Below are 22,001 nucleotides of genomic sequence, written 5' to 3' on the forward strand. Positions count from 1 at the left end.
CCGTCCTAGTCTGCTTCAAATAACGCCATTGCCTCGACATGCGCGGTTTGCGGAAACATATCGAGGATTCCGGCACGTTTTAACCGATAACCCTGCTTCATCAGCTCAACCGTGTCACGCGCCAGCGTGGCCGGGTTGCACGACACATACACCAAGCGTTTGGCCCCAAGGGCAGACAGCTTGCGTACCACTTCATAAGCGCCGTCACGGGGCGGGTCCAGCAGCACGGCAGAAAAACCGTCTTTGGCCCATGTTGCTTGCGCCAGCGGCTGCGACAGGTCGGCCTGAAAAAACGCTGCATTATGCAGGTTGTTACTGACCGCGTTTAGCGCAGCGCGTTCGACCATCGTCGCAACCCCCTCAACCGCCACCACCTCGCGGACCTGTTTGGCCAGCGGCAACGCGAAGTTACCCAGCCCGCAAAACAAGTCAAGAACCCGCTCGTCGGCTTGGGGCGCCAGCCATTCCAGCGCCTGAGCCACCATGGCTTCGTTGACCCCTGCATTGACCTGAACAAAGTCGCCGGGGCGATAGGCCAGTTGCAAATTCCATTGCTCTAAACGGTAGCCCAACGTTTGAGTCAAATCGACAGGCTGCGGTTCACCTTCGCCATGCAACCACAATTGGGCACCGTGGGTGAGGCAAAACCCCTGCAACAGCTGCATGTCTGCTTCGCTGAGCGGCGCCATGTGGCGCAGCAGCACGGCAATCGCCGACCCACTGAACAACTCGACATGGCCCAGCGCCCTCGGGTTGCTCAACTGACGCAACAGAGCGGGCAGCCCGGCCATGATAGGTTGCAAAGCCTGTACCAGAACCAAACAGTGATCGATGGCCACAATGTCCTGACTGCCAGCCGCGCGGAAACCGACTTCCAGCTGTTTGGCACGCGCATCCCAACGCACCGCAATGCGGGCGCGGCGGCGGTAGCCGAACTCGGGCCCGGTCAACGGCGCGGCCCACTCCTCAGGTTCGACAGCCGCTACCCGCGACAACTGCTCGGCCAGCATGCGCTGTTTAAGTGCAAGCTGCTCGTCGTGGGGCAGGTGCTGCACGCTGCAGCCACCACAGCGCCCGGCATGGGCACACGGGGCGACGCGGCGCACTTCACTGGCTGTAAAGACGCGCTCAGTGCGGGCCTCAACGATTTTGCCGTGGGCACCCAGCACCCTGGCCTCCACGTCTTCACCGGCCAGCGCACCGCTGACAAACCAGGTCCGGTCGTCAAGGAAGGCAATGCCGCGGCCATCATTGGCCAGACGCTCAATGCGCAAACGCTGTTTTTTGCCCGTGGGCACTTGCGGGGCCTTGGTGCCGCCAGCCGGCTGAAACCGCAGGCCTCTTGCTTGCTTAGCCATCAGTTCGGCGCATCGTAAATGCCGGTCGACAAGTAACGGTCGCCACGGTCACAAATGATCGCGACGATCACCGCGTTTTCCACTTCCCGGGACAACCGCAGCATCGCGGCCACTGCACCGCCCGAAGAGACGCCACAGAAGATGCCTTCTTCGCGGGCCAGTCGACGCATCACGTCTTCAGCTTCGCGCTGGGCCATGTCGACGATTCGGTCCACCCGGTCAGCCTGATAAATCTTTGGCAGGTATTCGGTTGGCCAGCGGCGAATGCCGGGGATGGCGGCGCCTTCCATCGGCTGCAGGCCGATGATCTGGACGTTGGGGTTTTGTTCTTTCAAATAGCGCGACACGCCCATGATGGTGCCGGTGGTGCCCATCGAGCTGACAAAGTGGGTGACGCTGCCCTGGGTCTGACGCCAGATCTCCGGGCCGGTGCTGGTGTAGTGCGCTTCGGGGTTGTCACCGTTGGCAAACTGGTCGAGCACCTTGCCGCGACCTTCAGCCTGCAGCTTGTCGGCCAGATCGCGCGCGCCTTCCATGCCCTCTTCCTGGGACACCAGAATCAGCTCGGCGCCATAGGCGGTCATGGCCGCCTTGCGCTCGGCACTGGAGTTGTCAGGCATGATCAGGATCATCTTGTAGCCTTTGATCGCAGCGGCCATGGCCAGTGCGATGCCGGTGTTGCCGGACGTGGCTTCAATCAGGGTGTCGCCGGGCTGGATCTGGCCGCGCGCTTCGGCGCGGGCAATCATCGACAGCGCCGGGCGGTCTTTGACCGAGCCCGCCGGGTTATTCCCTTCGAGCTTGAGCAATAACGTATTGGTGGTGTCGCCGGCCAGGCGCTGCAAGCGCACCAGCGGCGTGTTGCCGACGCAGTCGGCGATAGTGGGGTACTGCAAAGTCATGGCGTATTCGCAATCCGGACTGCGGGGTCGCACATCATACCGACAAACGCCAATTGGCCATATCACGCAAAGTGCGGAGCTTATGGCGAAAGGCTATAAGCCCGGCCCTCGAAGGCTGTGTCATCGCTGTCGGGCAGCCGTTTACAGATGCGGGGGCAAATAGCACGGCAATCGCAGGTGTACCCGCAGCCCCTGAGAGGTGTTTTCCGCCCACAGGCTGCCGCCCTGCAGCCGCAAGGCATTGCGCGCGATGCTCAAGCCCAGGCCAAAGCCGCCATCACCCGGCCGTGAGCCATCGAGTCGGGTGAACGGCGCAAAGATACGCTCCAGTTCGTGCGGCGCGACACCGCCGCCCTGATCGTCGAGCCATAAGTGCCACTGGTCGCCTTCACGCTGGCCGCTAAGACTGACGACCCCGGCGGGCGGGGAATGCCGAATGGCGTTGCGCAGGATGTTTTCCAGCGCTTGCGCCAAGCTGTTGAGATGCCCTTGCACCCAACACTCGGCGCCCACAAAACACGGCAGACGCGATTCGGGCCAGCCGCTTTCAAAGCGGGCGTTTTCGCTGATCATTTCCCACAGCGCCTGCACCTGAATCGCTTCCACCGGCAGCGGCCCGCGTTCGGCGTCGAGCCAGGCCAGTTGCAGGGTGTCTTCCACCAGACGCTGCATGCCATCGACCTCGCGGCTCAATCGCTCGCGCAACGCGGCTTCGCCCTGCTCGCTGTCGCAGGCCACGCGCAAACGGCTTAAAGGCGTACGCAGCTCGTGGGACAAGTCACGCAGCAACTGCTGCTGTTGGCTGACGGTGCTTTGCAAGCGCTCCGACATTTGATCGAACGCGCGCCCCAGATCGCCCAACTCATCCTGACGGCTGGTGGTCTGGCTCGACACCCGCGCGCCCAATTGGTCGGCGCGCCAGGCGTGAGCCTGCTCGCGCAGTTGATTGAGCGGCACGATCAGCAGGCGATAAAGGCCGACACACAGGAGTAAGGTGAACAGGCCAGGGATCACGCCATTGGTGATGATGCGCCAGACCCACTGCGAATACCCCGGCATGAAGCGCTGTGGCAGCTCAATGACCAGATAGCCGATGGACGAGTCGCGCGGGAACGGCACTTTCATCCACGGGCGGGCATTTTTCAAATGACTGATGGGCCAGTCCACCCCGCGCAGGAAGGTCAGGCGCTGGCTTTCACGTTCATTGAGCGGGTAGCTGCTCAGCGACTGCAAATCCTGACCGATGACGCCGACCCAGCCGCTTTCGACGTGCCCCAGCGCCTGCAACCACTGATCGACACCCGCTTGTCCTGCCTGCTCCCAAGCGGTTTCTGCCTCACCGGCGTAACGCATCAGCGTGCTGCGGGCCTCATGGGAGAGAAAACCGGTGCGTTTGTCCATGTAGCGGCCCCACGACCAGCTCAGCCAGATCATGAGCAAACAAAAAGCGACCAGCAGGCAGGCCAGTTTCCAGAACACCGAGTGTTTGCCGGGGACCTTATAAGGCATCACTGGCACTCAGCACGTAACCCTTACCCCACACCGTGCGCACTTCCCGTGCGTGATAACCGATGCTCTTGAGCTTGCGGCGGATCTGGCTGATGTGCATGTCGAGGCTGCGATCGTGGGGCGCGTAGCCGCGTTGCAGCACGTGCTGGTACAGAAACGCCTTGCTCAACACTTCATCGGCATTGCGGTAAAGGGTGTCGAGCAGGCGGAATTCGCTGCGGGTCAGGCCCGCGTACTGCGCGCCATGGCGCACGTCGCTGGCGGCGTCGTCGAAGACCAACCCGCTTTCCTGGTCGACAGGCAGCGACACGGCACTGGCACGGGGCGTGCGGTCCAGCGCCACCCGCCGCAGGATGGCCTCGATGCGCACTTGCAGTTCAGCCATGCTGAACGGTTTGGGCAGGTAGTCATCGGCGCCCAGTTGAAAACCGTTGATGCGGTCGGCTTCGGCGCCCAGGGCCGACATCAGAATGACGGGCAATGCATGGGTCTGGCGCAGTTGCGTGAGCACCTGCAAGCCATTCATGCCGGGCAGCAGAATGTCCATCAACACCACGTCAAAGGGCTGCTGTTGCGCCAGGTTCAAACCGTCCTGACCGTTTTGGCACCAGAACACCTCAAACCCGGCGCGCTGCAACTGCGCTTGCAGGTAAGCGCCCAGCACGGGGTCGTCTTCGATGGCCAACAGGCGGTAGGGGTTGTTCACGGCGGGATTCATTAGCGTCTGCAAGTCATTCTCAATCGGCGATTATTCAAGATTGAACCGACGCGGGCAACCGCCACGCCAGTGGTTGTCGATTGATGACGATCAATGCCGCGACCCGCAGGGCAAATTTCTGCAAGTCGGGCGCGGGGCAAATCGCTACACTGCCAGCAAACCTGCGCCGGATGCGCGGGGCAAGATCAGAAAAACGTGGAGCTGGAGAATTGCGTGCTTAAAAATCTGGGAATCAAAGGCCGCGTATTGCTGCTCACGTTACTGCCCGTCACCTTGATGGCCATGGTGCTGGGTGGCTACTTCACCTGGGTGCAACAGTCCGAGTTGCAGTCCCAGCTGTTGCAGCGCGGTGAAATGATTGCCGAACAGCTCGCACCACTGGTCGCGCCCGCGCTCGGGCGGCACGACACCGCCCTGCTGGCACGCATCGCCACCGAGTCCCTGGAGCAACAGGACGTGCGGGCCGTGTCGTTCCTCGACGCCAATCACGAAACCCTCGCCCACGCGGGCCCGGTCATGCTCAATCAGGCACCGCTGGGCAATAGCACGCAGTTGCTGCAACGCACTGACAACGACGCCACGCGCTATTTACTCCCGGTCTTTGGCCGTCATCGCAACCTGGCGGGCGACATCATTCCCAACGAAGCCCATCGCCTGCTGGGCTGGGTCGAGCTTGAACTGTCCCACAGCAACATGTTGCTGCGCGGTTATCGCAGCTTGTTTGCCAGCTTGCTGTTGATTGCCAGCGGGCTGGTGTTCACCGCCTTGCTGGCGTTGCGCATGAGCCGCACGATCAATGCACCGCTGGGCCAGATCAAGCAAGCCGTGGCCCAACTCAAGGACGGGCGACTTGAAACCCGCCTGCCACCGTTGGGCAGCCATGAGCTGGACGAGCTGGCGTCGGGCATCAACCGCATGGCCGAGACCTTGCAGAACGCGCAGGAAGAACTGCAAAACAGCGTCGATCAGGCCACCGAAGACGTGCGCCAGAACCTCGAAACCATCGAAATCCAGAACCTTGAACTGGACCTGGCGCGCAAGGAGGCCCTGGAGGCCAGCCGCATCAAGTCCGAGTTTCTGGCCAACATGAGCCACGAAATCCGCACCCCGCTCAACGGCATTCTGGGCTTCACTCATTTGCTGCAAAAAAGCGAGCTGACCCCACGTCAGTTCGATTACCTGCACACCATCGAAAAGTCGGCCGACAACCTGCTGGGCATCATTAACGAGATCCTCGACTTCTCGAAAATCGAAGCCGGCAAACTGGTGCTCGACAGCGTCCCGTTCAACCTGCGCGACTTGCTGCAAGACACGCTGACCATTCTCGCCCCGTCCGCCCACGAGAAAGGCCTGGAGCTGGTCAGCCTGGTGTACCGCGACACGCCGTTGTCGCTGATTGGCGACCCGCTGCGGCTCAAGCAGAGCCTCACCAACCTGGTCAACAACGCGATCAAGTTTACCCGCGAAGGCACCATCGCCGTGCGCGCCATGCTCGAAGACGAGGATGAGGACGACGGCAGCGTGCAACTGCGCATCAGCGTTCAGGACACCGGCATCGGGCTGACCAGTCAGGATGTGCGGGCGTTGTTTCAGGCCTTTAGCCAAGCAGACAACTCGCTGTCGCGCCAACCCGGCGGAACAGGTTTGGGACTGGTGATTTCCAAGCGTCTGGTGGAACAGATGGGCGGCGAAATCGGGGTCGAGAGCACCCCCGGCGAAGGGTCGGTGTTCTGGATCAGCGTCAAGCTGCCCAAGGCCCGGGATGACGTGGAAGACCTGCCGGGCGCGCCGCTGCTGGGCCGTCGGGTGGCCTTGCTGGAAAAACACGACCTGGCGTGTCAGGCCTTGCAGCACCAGCTCGAAGACTGCGGGCTGGCGGTCACGCCCTTCAACACCCTCGAAACCCTGTGCAATGGCGTGACCAGTGCCCATCACACCGACCAGGCTTTCGATCTGGCGGTGTTTGGCGTCACCGCCTCGGACCTGCCGCCGGAACGGCTGAATCAGCCCATCTGGGACCTCGACCGCATGGGCTGCAAGGTGCTGGTGCTGTGCCCCACCACCGAACAGCAACTGTTCGCCGCCGCCGTGCCCAACTCCCATGAACAGTTACAGTCCAAACCCGCCTGCACCCGCAAGTTACGCCGCACGCTGGCTGATCTGGTCCAGCCGCGTCACACCCGTAGCGAGCGCGGCGAGTTACTGGCCAGCCGCGCCCCGCGAATCCTGTGTGTCGACGACAACCCGGCCAACCTGCTGCTGGTGCAAACCCTGCTCGAAGACATGGGCGCGCACGTCACGGCCGTGGACAGCGGCTATGCGGCGATTGATGCGGTCAAGGCCCACGCCTTCGATCTGGTGCTGATGGACGTGCAAATGCCCGGCATGGACGGCCGCGAAACCACAGAGCTGATTCGCCAGTGGGAAAGCGAGCGCCAGTCCACCCCGCTGCCCATTGTGGCCCTCACCGCCCACGCCATGGCCAACGAGAAACGCGCCCTGCTGCAAAGCGGTATGGACGACTACCTGACCAAGCCCATCAGCGAACGCCAGTTGGGCCAAGTGGTGTTGAAATGGACCGGGTTGGCGCTGATCAACCAGGTCAACGATAGCCAACAGGAACCGCCGACCCCTGACACGCAACTCCCCGTGCTGGATCACGAGGAGGGCTTGCGGTTGGCGGCCGGTAAACAGGATCTGGCCGCAGACATGCTGGCCATGCTGCTGGCCTCGCTGGAATCCGACCGCGAAGCGATTCGTCAGGCCCGTGAAGCCCGGGACAACAGCGCCCTGATCGAACGGGTTCACCGCTTGCACGGCGCCACCCGCTACTGCGGCGTACCGCAATTGCGCGCCGCATGCCAGCGTACTGAGACGCTGCTCAAGCAGGAGAGCCCCAACGCGTACGCCGCACTGGACGAGCTTGATCACGCCATCGTCCGCCTTGGCGCTGAAGCCCGAAGCGCCGCCTGACACTTTCTGCACTCAACCAAGGAAGACTCCCATGCGCATCCTTTTGTTCAGCAGCCAGACCTACGACCGCGACAGTTTCACCGCTGCCGCGCAACACGACGACCTTGAGCTGCACTTCCAGCCCGCGCGCCTGAACCTCGACACCGTGGCCCTGGCCCATGACTACGAGGTGGTCTGCCCCTTCATCAATGACGACTTGAGCGCCCCGGTGCTGGAGCAACTGGCCCTTGGCAAAACACGCCTGATTGCCCTGCGTTCGGCCGGTTACAACCATGTCGACTTGCCCGCCGCCCGGCGCCTGGGCCTGAGCGTGGTGCGCGTACCGGCGTACTCACCCCATGCCGTGGCCGAGCACGCCGTGGCGCTGATTCTGGCGCTCAACCGTCGCCTGCACCGCGCCTACAACCGCACCCGTGAAGGCGATTTCACCCTGCACGGCCTGACCGGGTTTGATGTGGTGGGCAAGACTGTCGGGGTGGTCGGCACCGGGCAGATCGGCGCCACCTTCGGCAAAATCATGGCGGGCTTCGGTTGCAAACTGCTGTGTTTCGACCCTTACCCCAACCCGGCCCTGCTGGCGCTGGGCGCCGAATACGTCAGCCTGCCCGAGCTGATCGCGGGCTCGCACATCATCAGCCTGCACTGCCCGCTGACCGCCGAAAACAAGCACATGATCAACAGCCAAAGCCTGGCCACCCTGCAACACGGGGCCATGCTGATCAACACCGGGCGCGGGGCGCTGGTGCACACGCCTTCCCTGATCGAAGCCCTGAAAAGCGGGCAACTGGGGTACTTGGGGCTGGACGTGTATGAAGAAGAAGCCCAACTGTTCTTCGAGGACCGCTCCGACCTGCCCTTGCAAGACGATGTGCTGGCACGCCTGCTGACGTTTCCCAACGTCATCATCACGGCGCATCAGGCGTTCCTGACCCACGAAGCCCTCAGCGCGATTGCCGCCACCACATTGGAGAACATCGCGGCCTGGAAAGCCGGATCGCCCCACAACCTGATCGAAGGTTAAGCGGCCACGCCTCGTGGATTGGCGTCTGCGTGCTAGCATAGCGGCCTATTTGGAGGACCCATGGTCGAACACGATTTCCGCTACAACCTGCTTAGCCCGCAGCACACCCTGATCGAATGCCGCTCCTTGGCGGCCGGCCTTTATCAAGTCACCGGCAACGGTGGCTCGATTCAGAACGGTGACGTGCTGGTGGTCACCCTCAAGGGCAGCAAAGACCTGGCCATGCGCCTGACCGTCGAAAAAGTCCGTCACCTGATCAACCCTCGCGGCCAGTGGGTGGCCGTCGCCAAAGGCCCGGTGTTTGGCGAGTTGTCGATTCACGCGTGGCAGGTCAACTGCGACGGCTGCGCCAAAGAACTGAAGTTCGAATTCGCCGTCGACGCGAAGTTGGGCGCCAAGGCGCAAAAACCGGCCGCCAGCGCGCGCATTGCCGAATTGGGCTGGCGCACCGAAGGCAGCAAGCACCTGTGCCCAACCTGCCAACAAAAGGAAGCGGCATGAAGCGTTTGACCCTGATGGCCCTGCTCGGCGCCAGCCTGATGGGCTGCGCGGGTGACCCGGTGAAATTGCAACAGAACCACACGTACGTGCTGGAGTGGATCGGCGAACGTCCGCTGATCGACAACAGCCACCTGACCGTCACCCTGGACGATGCCGGTCGTGCCTATGGCAGCGGCGGCTGCAACCACTGGTTCGCGCCGTACACGCTGGACGGCCAACGCCTGACCTTCGGCGGCGTCGGCAGCACCCGCAAGGCGTGCGCGCCCGCGCTGATGGAGCAGGAGCACCGCTTCTTTGAAGCGCTGCAAACCGTGGAACGCTGGGATATCTCGCCCATTGAGCAAGTGCGTTTCTGGCCTGCCGAAGGCAAGCCGTTGCGCCTGTGGCCCGAAGAAAGCTGATCTCGCGTCACCGGTAGCCGCAGCCCGGGGCGGCGGCTACCGCGTTTAATGACCGCGCAGTTCCTTGATCTTGGCCATCACCCCTGCGGCTGTCTGTTCACCCATCAACTGCGCCTGCACCTTGCCCTTCTCGTCGAGGATGTAGGTCACCGGCAGCGCTTCACTGCGCGGCAGCTCAAAGACGTCAGCCGGGTCCTGAGCCAGCACGGTGAAAGTGATCCCCAGCGCAGTCGCCGCATCGCTCAGTTCCTTGCCTTGCAAACCGTCGAAATTCACCCCGAACACCCCCACGGACTGCCCTTGCAGCTGTTTTTCCAGCGCATTGAGTTCCGGGATCTCCACACGGCACGGCCCGCACCATTCGGCCCAGTAGTTGATGACTTTCCACTGTTTGTCCAGGCGCTCGGACGCCACTTTCTGGCCGTGCTGGTCAACCCCGTAATCATTGCCGCACCCTGCCAGCGCTAAGGTGGCAGTGAGGGCTGCGAGCGCCATGAGTCGCTTAAACATGCGTTGATCCTTCTCAATAAAGACACACAAACAATCGGGGGACGGCGGCCAATTACCGCATACGGTTCAGGCGCGGCCGTCAGGCGGGTAGAATAGCCGCCACCTTACCCAAGATGCGACCCGCACATGACCGATCTGACGCTTTATCACAACCCGCGCTGCTCGAAATCGCGCGGTGCGCTCGAACTCCTCGAAGCCCGTGGCCTGTCGCCCACCGTGGTGCGCTACCTCGAAACACCACCCACCGCCGCCCAATTGACCGACCTGCTGGCCAAACTGAAAATCAGCGCGCGCCAGCTGTTGCGCACCGGCGAAGACGAATACAAAACCCTGAATCTGGCCGACAGCAGCCTCAGCGACGCGCAGTTGATCGACGCCATGGCCGCGCACCCCAAGCTGATCGAACGCCCGATTCTGGTGGCGGGCGACCGCGCAATCATCGGGCGACCGCCTGAAAACGTGCTGGAGATCCTGCCGTGAGCACCCCTTACATTTTGGTTCTGTATTACAGCCGTAACGGCTCGACAAGCGACATGGCGCGGCATATCGCGCGCGGGATAGAACAAGGCGGCATGGAAGCGCGCTTGCGTACGGTGCCAGCCATCTCCACTGAATGCGAAGCCGTTGCCCCGGCGATTCCGGCTGAAGGCGCGATGTACGCCAGCCTCGATGACCTCAAGCACTGCTCAGGGCTGGCGCTGGGCAGCCCGACCCGTTTCGGCAACATGGCCGCGCCCCTGAAGTACTTTCTCGATGGCACCAGCAATTTGTGGCTGACCGGCGCACTGGTGGGCAAGCCCGCAGGCGTGTTCACCTCCACCGCCAGCCTGCACGGCGGTCAGGAAACCACCCTGCTGTCGATGCTGCTGCCGCTGATGCACCACGGCATGCTGGTCACCGGCCTGCCTTACAGCGAGTCGGCGTTGTTGCAGACCACCGCAGGCGGCACGCCCTACGGGCCTAGCCACCACGCCGGGGCCGACGGCAAACGCGGGCTGGACGAACACGAAATCGCCCTGTGCCGCGCCCTCGGCCAGCGCCTGGCCAGCATCGCGTTGAAACTGGAGACGCCCCGTGGCTAAAAAGCCCAAAGTGTTGCCCTCCATCGAATGGCTACAGCCTCGCGTGCGCTTGATGCGCCTCTTGAGCCTGGTGTGTTTCTTCGGTTTTATCGGCTTGCTGTGCGTGTATTACCTGATGTTCGCCGACTTGCACGGCGCACGCCCGTGGGTGATTTTGCTGATCGAGCTGGTGCCGCTGATGTTCCTGGTGCCGGGCATGCTGATCGGCAATCCGCGCGGCCATTCCTTCACCTGTTATGTGATCAATCTGTACCTGATCAAAGGCGCCCTGGCGGCGTTCGACCCCAATCGGCAAGTATTCGGATTGCTGGAAATCGCCGGGAGCGTGGCGGTGTTTGTCAGTGCGATGCTGTTTGTGCGCTGGCGCCATCAGCTGGATCGACGGCTGGCGGGAGAGTAATCCGCCACCGTGCGTCGATCCGGCCGATGGTGGTCAATGATTGACGGTCAGTGCCAGCATCTGTGACAGCTGGCACATCGGCCGCCCGCTCTCGGCGTGCCACTGATTGAACGCATTTTGCACAATCGCCAGATCCCGCAGGCTGGTGGGCGCCTTGTCCACCAGCTTCTGCGCATTCAATGCGGCTACCACATCATCGCTGGGCACGAACGTGTCTTTACCGACCATCCGCAAAAACCGTGGTGCCGAAAGGCCGCCCAACTGATGCCCGTGTTTGGCCAGGTACTTCCACAGCCCGACAATGTCAGTCACAGGCCAATCAGCGATGAAGGCACCGAAACTGCCGTGTTCGTGAGCGATGTCGAGCACCATTTGCGCATTGCGCGGCACGCTTTTGAGCTTGCCCAAATGGCGAATGATCCGCGCATCCTGCATCAGCCGCTCCAGGTGTTCGGCGCCCATGAGCACCACTTTTTCCGGGTCGAAACCGAAAAACACCTCTTCAAACACCGGCCACTTTGCGTCGACCACGCTGTGCTTGAGCCCGGCGCGAAAGACCCGCAGGGCCAGGGTCGAGAGATAACGATCATCGGGGATCGCCCGCAATTGCGCGGCCGTTCGCGGCACGGGCAACCGGGCTTCGAGCGCGGCTGCCGAACCAAAGCGGTTCAAGCAATATTCGTGCAGCCATTTGTAATCGCGCATGCCCTCTCCTCTTGGCAAATAGAGTGTCACTGGGGGATCTGAGCCCTGCCCAGGCCTAGAGGTTCAGCAAATTAACAAAGCGCGGCGTGGCCGTTTCGTCGATTTTCAGGCTGGCGAAGTCGAACAGGTTGCGATCGGCCAACTGTGACGGGATCACATTCTGCAAGCTGCGGAAGATGCTCTCGGTGCGCCCCGGCGTCTTGCGGTCCCATTCCTGAAGCATGTCCTTGACCACTTGACGTTGCAGGTTTTCCTGCGAGCCGCACAGGTTGCACGGGATGATCGGGAATTGCTGCAAATCGGAGTACGCCTGGATGTCTTTCTCGTTGCAGTACGCCAGCGGACGGATCACCACGTTGCGCCCGTCGTCGGACAGCAGCTTGGGCGGCATCGCCTTGAGGGTGCCGTTGAAGAACATATTGAGGAAGAACGTCTCCACGATGTCGTCGCGGTGATGCCCCAATGCCATCTTGGTCGCACCGATTTCATCGGCAAAGGTGTAGAGCGTGCCGCGCCGCAAGCGCGAGCACAGGGAACAGGTGGTCTTGCCTTCCGGGATCAGTTCCTTGACCACCGAGTAGGTGTCTTTCTCAACGATGTGGTACTCAACGCCCAGGGCCTTGAGGTAGGCCGGCAACACCTCTTCCGGGAAGCCCGGCTGCTTCTGGTCCATGTTCACGGCAACGATTTCAAAGCTGATCGGCGCCACTTTCTGCAAGTGCAACAGCACGTCGAGCAGGGTGTAACTGTCTTTGCCGCCCGACAGGCAGACCATCACCTTGTCGCCATCTTCAATCATGTTGAAATCGGCAACGGCCTCACCGGTCAATCGGCGCAGGCGTTTCTGGAGTTTAATTTGAGAGACCGAGAGAGTGCCCATAGCGCTTCAATTCCGCGAGTTAAGACAAAAAGGCGGCGATTTTACCCTTAAAGCGCCCGTACACGAACCCCCTCTGGCCGCCCTTAAGACGTCTCGGCAATTACGCCAGGGGCTGACAGCACAATATGCTCTAACGCCCCGGCGTCATTAACCACGGGGTTTCCTATACTGCGACATAAGGCCGCAAGCCCTGCTTGAACCTCACATATCTGGCTGCGCGACCGGCACGCGTCCCACTGGGGGCGATGCGTTTTATTACAGGAGCGACAGCCATGATCCATCACGTTGTGGGCCTCTTTACCCACCCCGATCAAGAGTGGCGGCAAATACGCGGCGATGCCGAAGAAAGCATCAGCCACATGTACCTCACCCATACCCTGATCCTGGCCGCGATCCCGGCCATTTCCGCGTTTATTGGCACCACCCAGGTCGGCTGGGTCATTGGCAGCCGGGCACCGGTCATGCTCACCACAGAAAGCGCCCTGTGGATGACGGTCATGTCCTACCTGTCGATGCTGGTGGGGGTCGGGGTGATGGGCGCATTCATTCACTGGATGGCACGCACCTACGATGCCCAACCCAGCCTGGCACGGTGTGTCGCGTTCGCTACGTACACCGCCACGCCGCTGTTTATTGGCGGGTTGGCGGCGCTGTACCCGCACATGTGGCTGGGCATGGCCGTGGGCACGGCGGCGATTTGCTACACCGTGTATTTGCTGTATGTCGGCCTGCCGACCTTCATGAACATCGACCCCGATGAAGGGTTTCTGTTTTCGAGTTCGGTGCTGGCCGTCGGTTTGGTGGTGCTGGTCGCGATCATGGCGTTTACCGTGATCGTATGGGGGTTGGGCGTCGGCCCGGTCTACACCAACTGACGGGGGCATCCTGTAGCCGCCTCCTGCGCTAGCGGCTACAGGATTAACAGCCGGGTGAACCGCTCGGCACTTTGACCCTTCGCCCGCTTCAGGCTTGCGGCATAATCGCGGGCTCTGGAGAACCGAACCGCATGCCCGAGCTGCTCAATTCCCGCGTCGAAGACTGTTTCAACCTTGCCGAAGCGTTTTTCAAGCGCCCTTTCAAGCGCCCCGTGGTCAGCTTCAAGCTGCGCGGCCAGAAGGCCGGTGTGGCGCACCTGCATGAAAACCTGTTGCGCTTCAATCCACAGCTGTACCGTGAAAACCGCGACGACTTCCTCAAACAAACCGTGGCCCACGAAGTCGCGCACCTGATCGCCCATCAACTGTTTGGCGACCGCATCGCGGCCCATGGTGAAGAGTGGCAACTAATCATGCGCGGGGTGTACGAACTGCCGCCCAATCGTTGCCATACGTATGACATCAAACGCCGCAGCGTGACCCGTTACATCTATCGCTGCCCCTGCCCGGACAGCGACTTCCCGTTCAGCGCCCAACGCCACGGGTTGGTCAACAAAGGCCGCCGCTACCTGTGCCGCAAATGCCGGAACACGCTGCTGTTCACGGGCCAGACCCGAATTGAATAAACGGGTACAAAAAATGGGGGGAAGGTTCACCGACGCATCTCCGAACATTGGATAACACAAGAAGTGAACCAGCGCTGAAGAGGTGTTGATTGAAAAACAGCACATACCGTTCTGTACGAAAAGTAATGTCATAAACACCGCCTAGTACAGGCCAGCGAAACCACTGCCGCGTAACTGCCAGTACGTCAATCGGCAGCGCTTGCGGGGTGTGGGTCCATAGCGGGTCCTGGTCGATGTCGTAGGCACCGGTGTAACTCGGTTGGGCCAGCAGGCGCATCGGTTGGTGGCGCAGGGCCTGGGCCACGGGGACGAAGGTGCCGGGTTCGTAGAGGTAGTGGACGGTTTTGCCACTCGCGCAGAAAGTCTGCGCGCGGCGCTCTCTCAGTTTTACTGACACTCAACATGCATGACACCACACTCCGAAAGACACTCGACTGCCCCTGCCAGAATTGCATTTAAATAATCTAACGCATTGCAAATATCAGTTATATACGCAATTAGCCCCTTATATCACCTCAACGTAAAATCTCACTATTAACCAATAAACATACGCCACCAGACTTTTTAACCAGACTAATTGGCTTATGTGTATTACCACCATCCAAAGATATCTCCACCAGTAGATCTTGGTTTTCGAATGATTGAAGCTCCTCAATAAGCTGGCTAATTTTTTTACCTTTCAATACCCACTCTGGATTATTTTCACGCTCACCCATCTCAATCACCAATACGTTTTAAATTTATATTAGAAGTTCCAGCGCGCCGTTCTCTACTACCGAGCGTCTTGACAGAACCTGCCATCTTTCATACTCATCCATTATGCCCGTCAAGATCTCTTGCAATGTAGCCTTTAACTAATTTGAATACTGCCTGGCCGCCATGAATCTTTTCATTAATTTCCTTAAATCCCCAAATTCCAGCTGCTTTCGCAGCCTTCTTGTTAGTTTTAAATACTAATTCAGTCGCTAAGCTAGTTTTTTCATCTTTACTGGTGCATTTATAATGCGCCAATCCCAACGCATCAACCCACTCCACCGGATTGGGCGCATACGCATACAGGTTCAACCCACCCGCATAACTGATCGGATCCTTACTGACAAACCGTCCGACCCGTGGATCATAGTGTCCATACCGATTTTAGTGCAGCCCCCTTAAGATAAGCTAAAACAAAATTTATAAATCATCACCAACAATCTTCCCTGCGATTGCAAGCTCGAGGGCTAAAGTAAATTTAGGTGCAATAACCTTAATCTCATCTGGATCAAGACCTCCAAAATTAACACTAGAAAAGCAAGGCTCATCGTTATTACCCCGATAGTCCAACAACAAACAAATTGGCCCGCCGTCTGAACCAATGGCCAATACCTTTTTTCCGAGATACTCATTTATCTTATAGTCCTCATTCAGAGACACCAAGTCCTCAGCAGGCCAAAATGACAAGCGGATATTTGTTAATACTCCTTCCCCTCCATTTGACCACTGCATAAAATTTTTGTAATCCTGCGGCAGCTTAAAGCCAGTAATCTGCTCAACATTTTCCAGAACATTTTTAGATACTCCCCTCTCACAATGCCATAAAGAAGAAAGCAACATTATGCATTGATTAATTTTCATTCACCCTCCATAAAAATGCTTGTAAGCTTGCTTTATTGCTTTTCGCCTGCACTTTTCACTAATTCCAGCAACACCAAGGTCACGGCATGAATTATTAAACTCATCCTCCAACGAGTTCCACCATTTGTGTTCTTCATTTCTAACCCTCGTATCCTTCCATGCATTTTGCAATGCCAGTCACAGTTTAATGTTGTGGTGAGCGAGGTAATATAATTGCGGGAGCTCCTCCACGGCTATAACCAGGCACATTAGCTTTCGCCCATGCATCTTGAATTAGATGGTGTGATTGTAATCCGGAAGGCCTTGGCGAAGGTTGACCAGAATGCGTAGTAATACCACACGGGTTACATAGACAACGCGCCAACCCCAACGCATCAATCCACTCCACCGGATTAGGCGCATACGCATACAGATTCAACCCACCCGCATAACTGATCGGATCCTTACTGACAACCGTCCGACCCGTGGATCGTAGTATCGATACTGATTGTAGTGCAGCACTGTTTCGTGATCGTGGTATTGCCCCTGCAACCTGATCGGGTTGGTCAGGCCTTTCTGCCGTGCCCAGTTCGAGCACTGTTCTATGACTTCGCTCCAGCCTTTGTACTGCGCCGCTTAGGCCACGTGGCCGTGGTGCTCGGTAGTTCAAGCGTGGTCACACTGTTACCTGGCCAGCGCCTCAAAAAGTTGCGCCTTGAGCTGATGGAGTCCTGGGCGATGTCGTAGACCCCTTCGTAAGTCAGCTGGGCCAGCAAGCTGATCGGTGTTGGTGCAGTGCCTGAACCACAGTCACGAAGCTGCCGGATTCAGAAATGTAGTGCACGATGCACCTGACGGCACGAGCTGAAAGGTCTTTTTACTCCCATACGTAGAAAAACATGCTCCCCCGACATGCGGGGGCATATGTTTTTAGATCTAAAACTTGTGATTTCACACAATCTCCTTCGGCGACGATCTCTGTAAAAGGACATGATCCGCCATAGTCATGGAGCTACATCTTTGTGGGCCTCAAACTCCCAAAATCCCAATTTTGAAACTTTTTTTGCTACCTCACCCCAGCTCGCCCCCGAACAGCCCAGCAAAAACTTCTCAATAGAGTGAATGATTTTTTTTATAACTATACTCACGGACAATTAGATAGTGCACTCCTATAAGACCGTCATTTATTTCAAGATGACTTGCAATCCACTTCGGGGTGCAAACCTCAATATCAAATGACTCCTCGCCATCCTCACCTGCGGGCCCAATCATTGCCTGTAGCAAAAAACAGAAACTATCCGAGCATTCAGGCTGGTAACTTTTAAGATTGTAAATGTCAGGGCTATGAACCCGTTTCAATTCTGCATTCATAGTTTAGTCCGTGATATCCAAGTGAGCATTTGACTGCCATTTTTTTGTTTCTTGACCGGGAAATCTTTGCTCAAAATTAGCCTGAGCTCCCTGCTGATATGGTTTGTAAGCAGGAGAACTATACTGTCTCAACTTGCCTTGCGATTTCGAATTTCAGTTGGTGTTTTCTCTAGCAATTTCATGTTAGCTGGAGTTTTTGTGCACCTTTAGAACCTAGCCGACGATGTACGATTTTTTAGTGCCAGAGCTTAACTTATCCCCCTCTTTCGTTATCTCATTAAGCATAATTTTTTTTTCAAAAATTTTCCATGTTCATTTGTAATGCAACACCTAAGCATCCCCTTAGCCCCCATAAAAACAAATAGATTTTCCATTATGGTGTTTACACTCTGAACCACATAATAGTAGTTCTCATTTTACATCATTAGCTCGTCTAGATCCCACATCGGGCAGTTCTTTTTCATTATTCAACCCTCTCAATTATTGAAACACCGTTCACAGGTACTAAGTCCTTAGAGGAGCTCCGATCAACTTGCCGCAACCGTGCGGCAAGTTGAAAATCCCGCTGAATTTGGCGCTATTGACCGCGAAATATCCCGTACGCGCCGCCTTGGCGAGCGTGTCAGCCCATTTCTCCGTGTAACGCGCGTAATTAACCCATACCCATCAGCTTTTTTCGAGCCATCCACAAATTGGACAAGGCAAACAGCGTGGTCAATTGAGCGATGTTTTTCATCCGTCCGCGAAAGTGCACTTTCACATAACCGGACTGACGTTTGATCACCCGAAATGGGTGTTCGACCTTGGCCCGTGTCTGGTCTTTGAGGTACTCGATTTTGCGCTTGGCTTTGTACAGCACGCTGCGCTTGCTCAGCTTGGAACAGGTGCTGCGTCGCATGGCGATTTGCCATACCACTTCACGGTTATCATGCTCTTTGCGCTTCTCGACACCGGTGTAACCAGCATCGGCGTAGATCGCGTTTTCCTCGCCGTGCAGCAGTTCGGCAACCTGAGTGACTCGGCTACATTCCCTGCGGTGCCGTGAACGTGGTGAACCAGCCCCGACTCAACGTCGGCACCAATATAGGCCTTCATTCCGAAGAAATGTTGATTGCCTTTTTCGTCTGATGCATCTCTGGATCGCGTTTACCGTCTTGGTTCTTAGTCGAACTAAGCGCGTGGATAATCGTCGTATCGACGATGGTGCCATGGCGCAGCGAAAGGCCTTTCTCCTGCAAATAACCGTTGATGACCGCCAGGATCGCCGGCGCCAACTTATGTTTCTCCAGCGGGTGCCTGAAGTTCATGATCGTGGTGTCTTCAGGGATCGGCGCGCTCAGGGTCAAGTGCGCAAACTGGAGCATGGGCGTGATTTCACACAGCGCTTCGTCCATGGCAGGATCGTTCAGCGAGAACCAATTTTGCAGCATGGTTTCCAGCGGATACGATTTGCGGCCACCGCCAGCTTTCGGATAATACGGCTCGATCAACGCCAGTAAACCGCTCCAAGGCACAACCTGATCCATCTTGGCGAGGAACCGTTCACGGCGTGTTTGCTTGCGCTTGCTCGCGTATTCGAAATCGGGAAAGCTCATCTGGCTCATGAAGCGCTCGGGTCAGGTGGTGAGGCTGTATTTCAGCATGCTTGGAGACTTGTTCGGAGTTTCCCTAGGCGGATGATATCTTTCATTTAGTTATTTATCTCAATTGCTCAACAATATCCGTAAAATCAATGTTTAATATTGGTTATTGAGGCTAATGACAAACACTCTATGTATCGTGCTTGGTCCATATTTTCGTGTTACAGGCAAGCGTCTTCATATGCATTTTTTTGCCATCAGACAGTGACGAAAAATATTTATCGATTGCAAAAAAATCACAGCCATTAGGTATATCAATAAAAAAGATAAGTACTCTATGAGGGTGTGTATATCCCTCTCACTTCATCAATGAATCCCACTATCTTTACCTTTGTCTTGTCGGAACTATTTTCAGCAAAAAAACTGAGTACAGCTATGTAATTGTTTACGCCAAATAACCCATACACCTCAAGGCTTGACTTTGCTTTTTAAAGCGCTTAAGCAATTATTCAGTATTTGCAGGATTTCATCTTTTGAATAAAAAAACTCCTCGCCCGCACTCATTCCACCTAGTAGATCGAAAGCTTCGCTCAACTGCTTGTCCTCGTATTGATAAATGCACTCGTCAAGTCGCTTGGCATAAATATACTTTGCAAATCGTAAAGGATCGTAAGGTACAGACTCTACATGATCTATTAACTCCACCAGCAATCGGGTCTCTTTTTCGTAGTTATTCATAACTAGCATCCACATTGACATTTTTTAATGGCTCTGCCGCTAGGGCTCGCGATGCCTTGATCAATATCTGATCTCGTTGGAGGATAGTGTGGCAGATCTAATAGCTCCCCATTGTTCATTTTTGGGTGAACACGATTTACCGCACCGAAATGATAATAGGTTTCCTCCCATGTACGCACTTGGCCAGTAGCTGAATTATATTCCGTGACATGAGATCTCCCTCTGGTGGGGCCCGAAGTTCTGGCTAAAGCTTCCTTATCGTAATACCTGATGCGACCATCCGGCAGTTCACGTATACGCTCAGCAGATTTTTCTGCACTTTGTAAGGCCGAAAGTTTGCGTTTTAGCTTTTGCGCAGGGCTATCGCATCTTAATCCAAGCGGATCAACCCACCCCGTTGGATTCGGCGCATACGCATACAGATTCAACCCACCCGCATAGCTGATCGGGTCTTTGCTGATAAAGCGTCCGACCCGTGGATCATAGTACCTATACCGATTGTAGTGCAGCCCTGTTTCGTGATCGTGGTATTGCCCCTGAAACCTGATCGGGTTGGTCAGGCCTTGGCGTTGTGCCCAGTCCGAGCGTTGTTCTTTGACTTCTCCCCACGCTTTGTACTGCGCGCTCCAGGCGATTTGGCCGGTGTGGTAGGTGAGTTCTTGTGGCGTGCCGAGGTGGTCGCACTGGTACCACGCCAGTACGTCAATCGGTAGCGCTTGCGGGGTGTGGGTCCACAGCGGGTCTTGGTCGATGTCGTAGGCACCGGTGTAACTCGGTTGGGCCAACAGGCGCATCGGTTGGTGGCGCATTGTCTGGGCAGGGCTACTTTCCCAGGCGAGGGTGTTGCCGTAGAGGGTCATAACTCAACGCTATTAACTTACGAAAAACTTTATGACTCTATCTCGAATTCATCGTCTCTAATTTTAAGTGCAATTTCCAAAGGCCCCAAATAAAAAAAACCCCATTCTACATCATCAAACTCACCTACGGACTTCAGTACAAAACCATTAGAACTCGCCACACGACAAATAAAGCTCAAATCACTTACAACCTCCCCAGACCACCCTCCTTTTAATAATCTATCAACATCACACCCTTTTGGAAAACAAGCAAAATATGAACAGCGCTCATTCAAAATAATATTTATCACAGAGCTTGCTGAAGACAAAGTCAAAGCAGTTGCTCCGTAAAACTTTATACCACTTCCCCCCTCAACCACAAACTCTTTAAAGTCATTACCACACAACACCTCTAACCCTCTCAGCTTCAGCGCACCCCACAACCTCCTATAACGAGTTATACGAGTATCAGGCTGCCAAGCACTGGTACCTACCAATAACCAAACATCATAATCGGGCAATCTTTCTTGAAGCATCTTGTAGAGCCCCTTAAAAACTTGCAAGAGGGCGCTCTCCTCACGCACTTTTACCAACCAACTTATTACGGTTAGCTTACATTCACCTTCCTCGACCGACCGACCCAGATGGATTACATCATTATCTGAAAAAGCGTCTTTAGCAATTGTCACTGCAACCTTAGTAGTCATAGTGGAAACCTGATTCATCATTAAAGTGAGCACCTCTATTCTGTGGGTTTCCTGTGCCAAAATCGTGTCCGCCTGAATCATCTCTAACTCTTACTTTTTTAATCCCCCCGCCTGGCGCAGCGACTTCAAATTCATAAATTTTTCCTGGCTGTCGATTTCCACGTTTATCCACGTTATGAATTACCCTACTTGGCTGCTGACTTGTCGGAATTCCTGACTGGCGCTTAGCTTCATTAAACGCTCCCCGACGACCAGCCCCTTCAGGCGTCATATTCTTAGGAGCTGAATTTTTTACTTCACTATCACAAATACAACGCGCCAACCCCAGCGGATCAACCCACCCCGTTGGATTCGGCGCATACGCATACAGGTTCAACCCACCCGCATAGCTGATCGGGTCCTTACTGACAAACCGTCCGACTCGTGGATCATAGTACCTATACCGATTGTAGTGCAGCCCTGTTTCGTGATCGTGGTATTGCCCCTGAAACCTGATCGGGTTGGTCAGGCCTTGGCGTTGTGCCCATTCCGTGCGTTGTTCTTTGACTTCTCCCCACGCTTTGTACTGCGCGCTCCAGGCGATTTGGCCGGTGGGGTCGGTCAGTTCTTGTGGCGTGCCGAGGTGGTCGCACTGGTACCAGGCCAACACGTCAATCGGCAGCGCTTGCGGGGTGTGGGTCCACAGCGGGTCTTCATCAATGTCATAACCACC

At 56.8% G+C, this 22,001-nt stretch carries 27 protein-coding genes and 2 pseudogenes; 9 read left to right on the forward strand and 20 right to left on the reverse strand.

All coding sequences use genetic code 11. The features are described 5' to 3' along the window. Positions 1–5 precede the first annotated feature (5 nt). The 4 genes from rlmD to BKD70_RS01305 form a co-directional block, all read right to left on the reverse strand. Positions 6–1,358 (reverse strand): 23S rRNA (uracil(1939)-C(5))-methyltransferase RlmD, encoded by a 1,353-nt coding sequence (rlmD, locus tag BKD70_RS01290; RefSeq protein WP_047276405.1) that lies wholly within the window; start codon positions 1,356–1,358, stop codon positions 6–8. Further along, complete coding sequence (gene cysM, locus BKD70_RS01295; RefSeq protein WP_047276407.1) at positions 1,358–2,260, reverse strand: cysteine synthase CysM; 903 nt, start codon at positions 2,258–2,260, stop codon at positions 1,358–1,360. Before cysM ends, rlmD begins: the two co-directional genes overlap by 1 nt. 141 nt (positions 2,261–2,401) lie before the next feature. After that, positions 2,402–3,769, reverse strand: coding sequence for a sensor histidine kinase (locus tag BKD70_RS01300; RefSeq protein ID WP_047276409.1), 1,368 nt, complete (start codon positions 3,767–3,769; stop codon positions 2,402–2,404). Beyond that, on the reverse strand, positions 3,759–4,487 hold the full coding sequence (locus BKD70_RS01305) for a response regulator transcription factor (RefSeq protein WP_047276411.1): 729 nt from the start codon (positions 4,485–4,487) through the stop codon (positions 3,759–3,761). Before BKD70_RS01305 ends, BKD70_RS01300 begins: the two co-directional genes overlap by 11 nt. Before the next feature lie 213 nt (positions 4,488–4,700). Between BKD70_RS01305 and BKD70_RS01310 the strand changes: the two genes are divergently transcribed. From BKD70_RS01310 to BKD70_RS01325, 4 genes are read left to right on the forward strand one after another with little or no spacing between them, the layout of a single operon-like run. Then, positions 4,701–7,460 carry a response regulator gene (locus tag BKD70_RS01310; protein ID WP_047276413.1) on the forward strand — a complete coding sequence of 920 codons (2,760 nt, stop codon included), beginning with the start codon at positions 4,701–4,703 and terminating at the stop codon, positions 7,458–7,460. Positions 7,461–7,491: 31 nt separating this feature from the next. Next, complete coding sequence (locus BKD70_RS01315) at positions 7,492–8,481, forward strand: 2-hydroxyacid dehydrogenase (protein ID WP_047276415.1); 990 nt, start codon at positions 7,492–7,494, stop codon at positions 8,479–8,481. A gap of 60 nt (positions 8,482–8,541) precedes the next feature. Next, positions 8,542–8,982, forward strand: coding sequence for a hypothetical protein (locus BKD70_RS01320; RefSeq protein WP_047276417.1), 441 nt, complete (start codon positions 8,542–8,544; stop codon positions 8,980–8,982). Further along, entirely contained in the window at positions 8,979–9,383 is a 405-nt protein-coding gene (locus BKD70_RS01325) for an META domain-containing protein (RefSeq protein WP_047276419.1), read from the forward strand. The genes BKD70_RS01320 and BKD70_RS01325 overlap by 4 nt, the downstream gene beginning before the upstream one ends. A 45-nt stretch (positions 9,384–9,428) precedes the next feature. Here the strand turns inward: BKD70_RS01325 and BKD70_RS01330 are convergent, their stop codons facing one another. Continuing rightward, positions 9,429–9,893: a TlpA disulfide reductase family protein gene (locus BKD70_RS01330; protein WP_047276421.1), complete on the reverse strand. Its 465-nt coding sequence runs from the start codon at positions 9,891–9,893 to the stop codon at positions 9,429–9,431. 126 nt (positions 9,894–10,019) lie between these two features. On the opposite strand from BKD70_RS01330, the gene arsC reads away from it, so the two are divergent. From arsC to BKD70_RS01345, 3 genes are read left to right on the forward strand one after another with little or no spacing between them, the layout of a single operon-like run. Then, on the forward strand, positions 10,020–10,373 hold the full coding sequence (arsC, locus tag BKD70_RS01335; protein ID WP_047276423.1) for an arsenate reductase (glutaredoxin): 354 nt from the start codon (positions 10,020–10,022) through the stop codon (positions 10,371–10,373). Then, complete coding sequence (gene wrbA / locus BKD70_RS01340) at positions 10,370–10,975, forward strand: NAD(P)H:quinone oxidoreductase (protein WP_047276425.1); 606 nt, start codon at positions 10,370–10,372, stop codon at positions 10,973–10,975. The genes arsC and wrbA overlap by 4 nt, the downstream gene beginning before the upstream one ends. Then, entirely contained in the window at positions 10,968–11,375 is a 408-nt protein-coding gene (locus tag BKD70_RS01345; RefSeq protein ID WP_047276427.1) for a DUF2069 domain-containing protein, read from the forward strand. Before wrbA ends, BKD70_RS01345 begins: the two co-directional genes overlap by 8 nt. Before the next feature lie 33 nt (positions 11,376–11,408). On the opposite strand, the gene BKD70_RS01350 is transcribed toward BKD70_RS01345, so the two are convergent. Beyond that, complete coding sequence (locus BKD70_RS01350) at positions 11,409–12,080, reverse strand: DNA-3-methyladenine glycosylase I (RefSeq protein ID WP_047276429.1); 672 nt, start codon at positions 12,078–12,080, stop codon at positions 11,409–11,411. Between the two features lie 55 nt (positions 12,081–12,135). After that, positions 12,136–12,960, reverse strand: a complete 825-nt coding sequence (gene ttcA, locus BKD70_RS01355) for a tRNA 2-thiocytidine(32) synthetase TtcA (RefSeq protein ID WP_047276431.1) — start codon at positions 12,958–12,960, stop codon at positions 12,136–12,138. Positions 12,961–13,232: 272 nt separating this feature from the next. Between ttcA and BKD70_RS01360 the strand changes: the two genes are divergently transcribed. After that, positions 13,233–13,835 carry a Yip1 family protein gene (locus BKD70_RS01360; protein WP_047276433.1) on the forward strand — a complete coding sequence of 201 codons (603 nt, stop codon included), beginning with the start codon at positions 13,233–13,235 and terminating at the stop codon, positions 13,833–13,835. A gap of 131 nt (positions 13,836–13,966) precedes the next feature. Further along, the gene (locus BKD70_RS01365; protein ID WP_047276435.1) at positions 13,967–14,461 is read left to right on the forward strand and encodes a SprT family zinc-dependent metalloprotease; all 495 of its coding nucleotides are present in this window, start codon (positions 13,967–13,969) and stop codon (positions 14,459–14,461) included. 515 nt (positions 14,462–14,976) lie between these two features. Here BKD70_RS01365 and BKD70_RS24000 read toward each other — a convergent pair. The 13 genes and pseudogenes from BKD70_RS24000 to BKD70_RS24020 form a co-directional block, all read right to left on the reverse strand. Then, positions 14,977–15,177 (reverse strand): hypothetical protein, encoded by a 201-nt coding sequence (locus BKD70_RS24000; RefSeq protein WP_080960232.1) that lies wholly within the window; start codon positions 15,175–15,177, stop codon positions 14,977–14,979. A gap of 94 nt (positions 15,178–15,271) precedes the next feature. Further along, positions 15,272–15,526 carry a toxin C-terminal domain-containing protein gene (locus tag BKD70_RS25280; protein ID WP_240477767.1) on the reverse strand — a complete coding sequence of 85 codons (255 nt, stop codon included), beginning with the start codon at positions 15,524–15,526 and terminating at the stop codon, positions 15,272–15,274. A gap of 108 nt (positions 15,527–15,634) precedes the next feature. Beyond that, positions 15,635–16,075: an SMI1/KNR4 family protein gene (locus BKD70_RS01370; RefSeq protein WP_052892171.1), complete on the reverse strand. Its 441-nt coding sequence runs from the start codon at positions 16,073–16,075 to the stop codon at positions 15,635–15,637. Further along, a complete protein-coding gene (locus BKD70_RS25570; RefSeq protein ID WP_159434389.1) occupies positions 16,076–16,246 on the reverse strand; it encodes a hypothetical protein in 171 nt (56 codons plus the stop codon). It abuts the gene before it with no gap. A 13-nt stretch (positions 16,247–16,259) separates the two neighbouring features. After that, a complete protein-coding gene (locus BKD70_RS25575; protein ID WP_159434390.1) occupies positions 16,260–16,463 on the reverse strand; it encodes a hypothetical protein in 204 nt (67 codons plus the stop codon). Positions 16,464–16,489: 26 nt separating this feature from the next. Next, positions 16,490–16,606: an RHS repeat-associated core domain-containing protein gene (locus tag BKD70_RS25580; protein ID WP_338131888.1), complete on the reverse strand. Its 117-nt coding sequence runs from the start codon at positions 16,604–16,606 to the stop codon at positions 16,490–16,492. A gap of 452 nt (positions 16,607–17,058) precedes the next feature. Further along, on the reverse strand, positions 17,059–17,202 hold the full coding sequence (locus BKD70_RS25585) for an Imm8 family immunity protein (protein WP_338148708.1): 144 nt from the start codon (positions 17,200–17,202) through the stop codon (positions 17,059–17,061). Next, a complete protein-coding gene (locus BKD70_RS24015) occupies positions 17,165–17,425 on the reverse strand; it encodes an Imm8 family immunity protein (protein WP_238591619.1) in 261 nt (86 codons plus the stop codon). Before BKD70_RS24015 ends, BKD70_RS25585 begins: the two co-directional genes overlap by 38 nt. A 652-nt stretch (positions 17,426–18,077) precedes the next feature. Then, positions 18,078–19,029, reverse strand: a pseudogene (locus BKD70_RS01380) (IS5 family transposase). Between the two features lie 444 nt (positions 19,030–19,473). Then, positions 19,474–19,743, reverse strand: a complete 270-nt coding sequence (locus tag BKD70_RS01385) for a hypothetical protein (RefSeq protein WP_047274991.1) — start codon at positions 19,741–19,743, stop codon at positions 19,474–19,476. 371 nt (positions 19,744–20,114) lie between these two features. Continuing rightward, positions 20,115–20,600, reverse strand: a pseudogene (locus BKD70_RS25290) (RHS repeat-associated core domain-containing protein); the annotation flags it as partial. A 32-nt stretch (positions 20,601–20,632) separates the two neighbouring features. Continuing rightward, complete coding sequence (locus tag BKD70_RS01395) at positions 20,633–21,289, reverse strand: hypothetical protein (RefSeq protein WP_052959615.1); 657 nt, start codon at positions 21,287–21,289, stop codon at positions 20,633–20,635. Then, positions 21,279–22,001: RHS repeat-associated core domain-containing protein (locus BKD70_RS24020; RefSeq protein ID WP_175441018.1), on the reverse strand; the 723-nt coding region annotated here is incomplete at its 5' end. The genes BKD70_RS01395 and BKD70_RS24020, both read right to left, overlap by 11 nt.

Source organism: Pseudomonas sp. BS-2016, from assembly GCF_001806145.1.
Lineage (GTDB): Bacteria > Pseudomonadota > Gammaproteobacteria > Pseudomonadales > Pseudomonadaceae > Aquipseudomonas > Aquipseudomonas lundensis.

Excerpts from the sequence above, each read along its gene's own strand:
- rlmD (WP_047276405.1), bottom strand. The coding sequence starts at position 1,358 with ATGGCTAAGCAAGCAAGAGGCCTGCGGTTTCAGCCGGCTGGCGGCACC.
- cysM (WP_047276407.1), bottom strand. The coding sequence starts at position 2,260 with ATGACTTTGCAGTACCCCACTATCGCCGACTGCGTCGGCAACACGCCG.
- BKD70_RS01300 (WP_047276409.1), bottom strand. The coding sequence starts at position 3,769 with ATGCCTTATAAGGTCCCCGGCAAACACTCGGTGTTCTGGAAACTGGCC.
- BKD70_RS01305 (WP_047276411.1), bottom strand. The coding sequence starts at position 4,487 with ATGAATCCCGCCGTGAACAACCCCTACCGCCTGTTGGCCATCGAAGAC.
- BKD70_RS01315 (WP_047276415.1), top strand. The coding sequence starts at position 7,492 with ATGCGCATCCTTTTGTTCAGCAGCCAGACCTACGACCGCGACAGTTTC.
- BKD70_RS01320 (WP_047276417.1), top strand. The coding sequence starts at position 8,542 with ATGGTCGAACACGATTTCCGCTACAACCTGCTTAGCCCGCAGCACACC.
- BKD70_RS01325 (WP_047276419.1), top strand. The coding sequence starts at position 8,979 with ATGAAGCGTTTGACCCTGATGGCCCTGCTCGGCGCCAGCCTGATGGGC.
- BKD70_RS01330 (WP_047276421.1), bottom strand. The coding sequence starts at position 9,893 with ATGTTTAAGCGACTCATGGCGCTCGCAGCCCTCACTGCCACCTTAGCG.
- arsC (WP_047276423.1), top strand. The coding sequence starts at position 10,020 with ATGACCGATCTGACGCTTTATCACAACCCGCGCTGCTCGAAATCGCGC.
- BKD70_RS01350 (WP_047276429.1), bottom strand. The coding sequence starts at position 12,080 with ATGCGCGATTACAAATGGCTGCACGAATATTGCTTGAACCGCTTTGGT.
- ttcA (WP_047276431.1), bottom strand. The coding sequence starts at position 12,960 with ATGGGCACTCTCTCGGTCTCTCAAATTAAACTCCAGAAACGCCTGCGC.
- BKD70_RS01360 (WP_047276433.1), top strand. The coding sequence starts at position 13,233 with ATGATCCATCACGTTGTGGGCCTCTTTACCCACCCCGATCAAGAGTGG.
- BKD70_RS01365 (WP_047276435.1), top strand. The coding sequence starts at position 13,967 with ATGCCCGAGCTGCTCAATTCCCGCGTCGAAGACTGTTTCAACCTTGCC.
- BKD70_RS24000 (WP_080960232.1), bottom strand. The coding sequence starts at position 15,177 with ATGGGTGAGCGTGAAAATAATCCAGAGTGGGTATTGAAAGGTAAAAAA.
- BKD70_RS01370 (WP_052892171.1), bottom strand. The coding sequence starts at position 16,075 with ATGAAAATTAATCAATGCATAATGTTGCTTTCTTCTTTATGGCATTGT.
- BKD70_RS24015 (WP_238591619.1), bottom strand. The coding sequence starts at position 17,425 with ATGAATGCAGAATTGAAACGGGTTCATAGCCCTGACATTTACAATCTT.
- BKD70_RS01385 (WP_047274991.1), bottom strand. The coding sequence starts at position 19,743 with ATGAATAACTACGAAAAAGAGACCCGATTGCTGGTGGAGTTAATAGAT.
- BKD70_RS01395 (WP_052959615.1), bottom strand. The coding sequence starts at position 21,289 with ATGACTACTAAGGTTGCAGTGACAATTGCTAAAGACGCTTTTTCAGAT.